This is a genomic window from Pseudomonas sp. Ma2-10, from assembly GCF_054330215.1.
In genome coordinates, this window is sequence record NZ_JBTEYL010000082.1 from 1 (window position 1) to 549 (window position 549).

Sequence of the window (549 nt, forward strand, 5' to 3'; positions counted from 1 at the left end):
TCCATTCGCCGCTTCAGTTTGGCGCTGGTGAAATTGCGGTCACGATTGTTGACAGCTTTGAATTGGCTGCCGTCGATGGCGACGAGATTTTCTCCGAAGAGACCGAACTGCTGACACAGCACGACGAACTGGCGGCAGAGGCCTCGGATGGCCTTGCTGTTGTCTTTTCGGAAGTTGGCGATGGTCTTGAAATCCGGGATCAAACGCCCGGTCAGCCACATCAGCTCGACGTTGCGTTGGGCTTCTCGTTCCAGGCGCCGGCTCGACTGAATCCGGTTCAGATAGCCGTAGATGTAGATCTTCAGGAGGACAGCGGGATGGTAAGCCGGCCGGCCAGTATCTGCGGGTATGGCACCTTCAAAACCCAGTTTGACCAGGTCGAGTTCGTCGACGAAGACATCGACTACACGCACCGGGTTGGTATCGGTCACGTAATCGTCGAGGCTTTTTGGAGCAATGTACTTTGGCCCCGATGTTCACCTTGGATGAAGCGCTTCATGGGCGATCCTTACGATGAAGTCCTCAGAAATCATAGCAAGGGTTCGCGAA

General features: G+C 55.0%; 1 pseudogene. It reads right to left on the minus strand.

Annotated elements, in window-relative coordinates:
* Window positions 1-499 (minus strand): annotated as a pseudogene (locus ACXPVS_RS27390) (transposase); the annotation flags it as partial.
* Window positions 500-549: the final 50 nt, after the last annotated feature.